Annotated in this window: 5 protein-coding genes, 4 tRNA genes, 1 rRNA gene and 1 other RNA gene; 9 read left to right on the forward strand and 2 right to left on the reverse strand. The window is 51.6% G+C overall.

The window, feature by feature from the left end; translation table 11 throughout:
- Nucleotide 1: 1 nt before the first annotated feature.
- The 3 genes from rrf to birA all read left to right on the forward strand — a co-directional run bounded on the left by rrf (nt 2) and on the right by birA (nt 2,490).
- A 5S ribosomal RNA gene (rrf, locus tag BVU99_RS24600) occupies nt 2-117 on the forward strand.
- Between the two features lie 376 nt (nt 118-493).
- Nucleotides 494-1,531 carry a UDP-N-acetylmuramate dehydrogenase gene (gene murB, locus BVU99_RS24605; protein ID WP_099817766.1) on the forward strand — a complete coding sequence of 346 codons (1,038 nt, stop codon included), beginning with the start codon at nt 494-496 and terminating at the stop codon, nt 1,529-1,531.
- The gene (birA, locus tag BVU99_RS24610) at nt 1,528-2,490 is read left to right on the forward strand and encodes a bifunctional biotin--[acetyl-CoA-carboxylase] ligase/biotin operon repressor BirA (protein WP_025304935.1); all 963 of its coding nucleotides are present in this window, start codon (nt 1,528-1,530) and stop codon (nt 2,488-2,490) included. Before murB ends, birA begins: the two co-directional genes overlap by 4 nt.
- A gap of 48 nt (nt 2,491-2,538) precedes the next feature.
- Here birA and coaA read toward each other — a convergent pair whose 3' ends face one another.
- Together coaA and BVU99_RS24620 are read right to left on the reverse strand one after the other, a co-directional pair.
- Complete coding sequence (gene coaA, locus BVU99_RS24615) at nt 2,539-3,489, reverse strand: type I pantothenate kinase (RefSeq protein ID WP_025304936.1); 951 nt, start codon at nt 3,487-3,489, stop codon at nt 2,539-2,541.
- A gap of 219 nt (nt 3,490-3,708) precedes the next feature.
- Entirely contained in the window at nt 3,709-4,257 is a 549-nt protein-coding gene (locus tag BVU99_RS24620; RefSeq protein WP_025304937.1) for a GNAT family N-acetyltransferase, read from the reverse strand.
- A 396-nt stretch (nt 4,258-4,653) separates the two neighbouring features.
- On the opposite strand from BVU99_RS24620, the gene BVU99_RS24625 reads away from it, so the two are divergent.
- From BVU99_RS24625 to BVU99_RS24650, 6 genes are all read left to right on the forward strand, one after another.
- Nucleotides 4,654-4,729 (forward strand) — tRNA-Thr (locus tag BVU99_RS24625).
- Nucleotides 4,730-4,754: 25 nt separating this feature from the next.
- Nucleotides 4,755-4,839: transfer RNA gene (locus tag BVU99_RS24630), tRNA-Tyr, on the forward strand.
- Nucleotides 4,840-4,885: 46 nt separating this feature from the next.
- A non-coding RNA gene (locus BVU99_RS24635) (RtT sRNA) lies at nt 4,886-5,001 on the forward strand.
- A gap of 36 nt (nt 5,002-5,037) precedes the next feature.
- Nucleotides 5,038-5,112 (forward strand) — tRNA-Gly (locus BVU99_RS24640).
- A 6-nt stretch (nt 5,113-5,118) separates the two neighbouring features.
- Nucleotides 5,119-5,194, forward strand: a tRNA-Thr gene (locus tag BVU99_RS24645).
- Nucleotides 5,195-5,303: 109 nt separating this feature from the next.
- A partial coding sequence (locus BVU99_RS24650; RefSeq protein ID WP_227255718.1) for a GTP-binding protein occupies nt 5,304-5,475 on the forward strand: 172 nt, incomplete at its 3' end.

The following is a 5,475-nucleotide window of genomic DNA, read 5'->3' on the forward strand; positions in this document are numbered from 1 at the left end:
GCCTGGCGGCAATAGCGCGGTGGTCCCACCTGACCCCATGCCGAACTCAGAAGTGAAACGCCGTAGCGCCGATGGTAGTGTGGGGTCTCCCCATGCGAGAGTAGGACACTGCCAGGCATCAAATAAAGCCGAAAGCCCTGAACTGACGTTCAGGGCTTTTTGCTATGCGTAAAATAAATATACTGGCTGTATCTATTACTTTGAAAAATACCTTTTTGGCATATGTAGCTTATTCTTATAAGGAATCATAATGTTTTTTGCCAGAGAAATAGCCAGATTAATATATAATTGATAGCTTCAGATTATTATTTAAATAATAAAAATGCCTATTTATTAATGTGTTGATAAGAAATATCTGGCTATATCAAAGATAAATCTTAATTCTTTAGTGTATTATTCGATAAATTTCACGTTAATTAAAACAAATATTAGCCAGACGCCTCGAATCGAGTAGACTAGGCGAAAGATTATTTCCGTATAGGTACTGAACGTTATGTCTACTGAAAGCGCGTCTTTAAAAAACCACAATACGTTTGCGCTCCCGGTCAACGCAGCGCACCTGATCATGGCCGATAGAATTGAGCTGATGCTCAAGGTGTGGCAACAAACGCGCAAGCGTCAGGAGCCGCTGCTGATTCTCGGTGAAGGTAGCAACGTGCTGTTCCTGGAGGATTTCTCGGGTACGGTAATGGTCAATCAGTTGAAGGGTATCGATGTTCGAGAAGATAACGATGCCTGGTATCTCCACGTCAGCTCCGGTGAAAATTGGCATGACCTGGTGCAATATACGCTGCAGGCTGGGATCAGCGGCCTGGAAAACCTGGCGTTGATCCCTGGATTGGCCGGTTCTGCCCCTATTCAGAACATCGGCGCCTACGGCGTCGAATTGAAAGACGTCTGCGAGTATGTCGATTTGCTGGACTTCTCTACCGGCGCTATCGATCGCATCCCGGCTGCCGAGTGTGGTTTTGGCTACCGGGAAAGCATTTTCAAGCACCGTTTCCAAACTGGGCATGTCATTGTCGGGCTGGGTCTGCGTCTCAACAAACAGTGGCAACCCAAATTGAGTTACGGCGATCTGGCCAAGTTGGAGCCCACCACGGTGACGCCGCTTCAGGTATTTGAATCCGTATGTGCTATGCGTCGCAGCAAGCTGCCCGATCCGCGCGAAACCGGCAATGCCGGCAGCTTCTTCAAGAATCCTTTGGTGAACGCAGAGAAAGCCGCAGAACTCGTCGCCAAATATCCCGGCATGCCGCATTATCCGCAGCAGGATGGTCAGGTGAAGCTGGCCGCCGGCTGGCTTATCGACCAATGCGAGCTGAAAGGATATCGCATCGGTGGTGCTGCGGTACACCGCCAGCAGGCGCTGGTGCTGGTGAACATCGACAATGCCCACAGCCAGGATGTGGTGGCGCTGGCGCGTCACGTACGCAAGACGGTGGCCGATAAATTCGGTGTGTGGTTGGAGCCTGAGGTGCGTTTTATTGGTGCGACCGGTGAGCTGAATGCCGTGGTGGTGCTGTCATGAAAGATACCAAGGTTCCGTTAAAACTGATCGCGTTGTTGGCCGACGGCGAATTCCATTCCGGGGAACACCTCGGTGAGTCACTCGGCATGAGCCGTGCTGCGATCAATAAGCATATTCAAACCATTCGCGAGTGGGGGCTGGATGTCTTTACCGTGCCTGGCAAAGGGTACAGCTTGCCTGCCCCCATGCCGCTATTGGAGGCGGAACGCATTCTAAAAGGGTTGGACGACAAACGCGTTACCGTGTTGCCGGTAGTCGACTCTACCAATCAATATTTGCTGGATCGTATCGAAACACTACAATCTGGCGACGCCTGCATCGCTGAGTATCAACTGGCAGGCCGCGGTCGTCGTGGGCGCCAGTGGATTTCGCCGTTTGGCGCCAATTTATACCTGTCGATGTTTTGGCGATTGGAACAGGGGCCAGCTGCGGCGATGGGGCTGAGCCTGGTGATCGGCATGGTGATGGCGGAGGTCTTGCAGCGCCTTGGTGCTAAAGACGTGCGAGTAAAATGGCCCAACGACCTCTACCTGAACGATCGCAAATTGGCAGGGATCCTGGTCGAGTTGACAGGAAAAACTGGCGATGCGGCTCAGTTGGTCATCGGTGCTGGCATTAATTTGGCGATGCGGGATACCAATGCCGGGGGGATCAACCAAGGTTGGATCAACCTGCAAGAAGCCGGCATTAACATCGATCGTAATGAGCTGACTGCTACTTTGCTCAATGAATTGCGGCAGTCGTTAAAACAATTCGAGATAGATGGGCTGGGGCCATTCATTGGTCGTTGGCGCACGTTGGATAATTTTATCGACAGACCGGTCAAACTGCTGATTGGTGAGCGGCAGATTGTAGGCATCGCACGAGGCATCGATTCGCAGGGGGCACTGCTGCTGGAACAAGATGGGGAGATCAAACCCTTTATCGGCGGAGAGATATCGCTGCGCAGTGCAGAATAGCGAGAGCAACCAAGGGGACGTTACCGTCCCCTTGAGCGATCGGTAGTATTACTTTCTTAAGCGCACGCTTTCAACGGCATGGTTGGCGCTTTTGGTCATGATCAGGCTGGCGCGTTCGCGGGTAGGTAGTATATTCTGCTGCAAATTCAAGCCGTTAATTTCATTCCACAATTGTGTAGCGATATTAATCGCTTCCGGTTCCGGCAATTTTGAATAGTTATGGAAATAAGAATCGGGATTGGAAAATGCGCCCTGACGGAATTTCAGGAAACGATTGATATACCAGCTTTGCAATAGCGTCTCCGGGGCATCGACATATATGGAGAAGTCGACAAAATCGGAAACGAATACGCGATGAGGATCGTGCGGGTAATCCATACCGCTTTGCAATACGTTAAGCCCTTCCAGGATCAGAATATCCGGTTGCTCGATGACTTTATTACCCTCAGGTACAACGTCATAGATTAAATGAGAATAAACCGGAGCGGTAACGCGTTTGGCGCCGGATTTCACTTCTGACACGAATTTCACCAGGCTATGCATATCGTAAGACTGCGGGAAGCCTTTTTTCTTCATCAGGCCGCGTTCGTTCAGCACCTTATTAGGATGCAAGAAGCCGTCGGTCGTGATCAACTCAACGCTGCGGTGTTCCGGCCAGCGGCTCAGCAACGCCTGCAACAGACGTGCGGTCGTGCTCTTACCTACGGCTACGCTGCCGGCGATGCCGATGACATAGGGAATTTTTTGCCCGTCGGTGCCGAGGAATTGCTCGAGCACCGCCTGTCGGCGCAGGTTGGAACTGATATAGAAGTTCAATAGTCGTGACAGCGGCAGATAAATCTGCGCAACTTCTTCCAACGAGAGATCTTCGTTAATCCCTTTCAGCTTAACGATCTCTTCTTCCGATAACGTCAGCGGCACCGAATCTCGCAACGCAGCCCATTGGGTACGATCGAACTGTAGGTAAGGCGTTGCTAAAGATTGATCTCTTTTTATCATAAGCCAAATTCTGCCTGTTAACGCAGGTTGGGAAAGGCGCCGGACGCCAACTCCAGAGAATAAACAAGCTGCATATTATAGACAGCTTCGTTTTTGGCGTAGACTTTTTTCGCAAAAGTTGTCGATAGGCAGCAGTTTATGTCAATTGTGCGAAGCGGCGCGCAGTTGATAAGGCGGGGTTGCAAGGCGGTATCATCGGGGCCGGATACCGCCTGAAGGCTAGCAGGCAATGGCGCGCGAAGGTTGGTTTACGGTGAATAGACGTTTGTAATAAATGACGGTCGGATGATAATGCCCATCGGGGCCCGCTGCATAATCCGGTAGCTCGCCCAAACAGCGATAACCCAGGCTGCGATAAAGCGCTTCAGCCGCTGAGCCAGCCTGCGTATCCAGGTACAATAGCCCGCGCTGCTGTTGCAGTGCCGCCTGCTCCAACGTCTTCATCAGCGCCAGACCTACGCCGTTGCGGCGAGCGCGGCTATGCACCAATAGCTTCACCACCTCCGCACGATTACGGCCATTCGGTTTCTGGCAGAGCTCGAGTTGCACGGTGCCAACGACGCCGCGTTCGTCGCGGGCAATCCACAATAGCAGCTCGCTTTTGGCCAAGGCGGGACGCAGGCTGTGGAAGTAACTCTCGGCGTCTTCATGCGGGATTAAGGTGTCGTAGCCCACTGAAGCACCGTGGGTGACCGCATCGGTCAACAGGCGAGCCAATTCATCGCGATAAATCGGGAGCGTAGCGGCGTTGATAGGCACTATTTTCATCGGTCATTCCTCCAGAGATGGGGGTAATGAAGATAAGCAATAACTGCGCCAGAACGACGAAAGGCATAGCCACGGCGAAAGAGCGAGCAATAAGTGTAGTTCACGCCACGAACCTGGGCAGCGATCCTCTTTTTGGTGCATCGATCCCGCTCACGGTTTACCGACGCAGGTTACGTGTTTTGAGAAGCCCGACACGGAGAAAGGGGCTCTCAATGCTTGCAAAAAGTGGATAAAATTGTAGAGAATGATTGCCGCAAGTGATGAATGTTTGCACGCCGCAGGCTGCGAATTGCATGACAGCATGCAAAATTGACTGATTTGTGAGCGAAAGTGCGCGTAAAGCAATTTTTTTGTTGCATAGGCCGTCCGCTCTACCTAGAATGCGCTGCACTTGATGCCGGCTTAGCTCAGTAGGTAGAGCAACTGACTTGTAATCAGTAGGTCACCAGTTCGATTCCGGTAGCCGGCACCATTCAAGTCACAAGTAGTTAAAATCTGGTGGGGTTCCCGAGCGGCCAAAGGGAGCAGACTGTAAATCTGCCGTCACAGACTTCGAAGGTTCGAATCCTTCCCCCACCACCAAATCTTGCCTTCGGCGATTAACTGAGATGCGATAAATACCGCAGCGGTTGATGGCGGGAGGAGAGGGCGAAAGCCTTCGGCAAGGTTCGAGCTGTGCAGCGCAAGGCGCAGCCGGCCCGAAGGATGCGAAGCGAGTGATGAATAGTCCTGCTCCATCCCAAAATTCTACAGAAAAATCAGGTAGCCGAGTTCCAGGATGCGGGCATCGTATAATGGCTATTACCTCAGCCTTCCAAGCTGATGATGTGGGTTCGATTCCCACTGCCCGCTCCAAGATGTGCTGATATAGCTCAGTTGGTAGAGCGCACCCTTGGTAAGGGTGAGGTCGGCAGTTCGAATCTGCCTATCAGCACCACTTCTTAATTTCTCGCCCCCTGATTTTCTTTCTGTTCTGGATTCAACGAGCAAATGCTTGGTTGATGTGGTGATACCACCGATTTATCCGTGTCTTAGAGGGACAATCGATGTCTAAAGAAAAGTTTGAACGTACAAAACCGCACGTTAACGTCGGTACTATCGGCCACGTTGACCACGGTAAAACTACCCTGACTGCAGCGATCACCACCGTTCTGGCTAAAACCTACGGCGGTTCTGCACGTGCTTTCGACCAGATCGATAACGCGCCAGAAGAAAAAG

This window comes from Serratia sp. OLAL2 (assembly GCF_002752475.1).
Taxonomy (GTDB): domain Bacteria; phylum Pseudomonadota; class Gammaproteobacteria; order Enterobacterales; family Enterobacteriaceae; genus Serratia; species Serratia bockelmannii.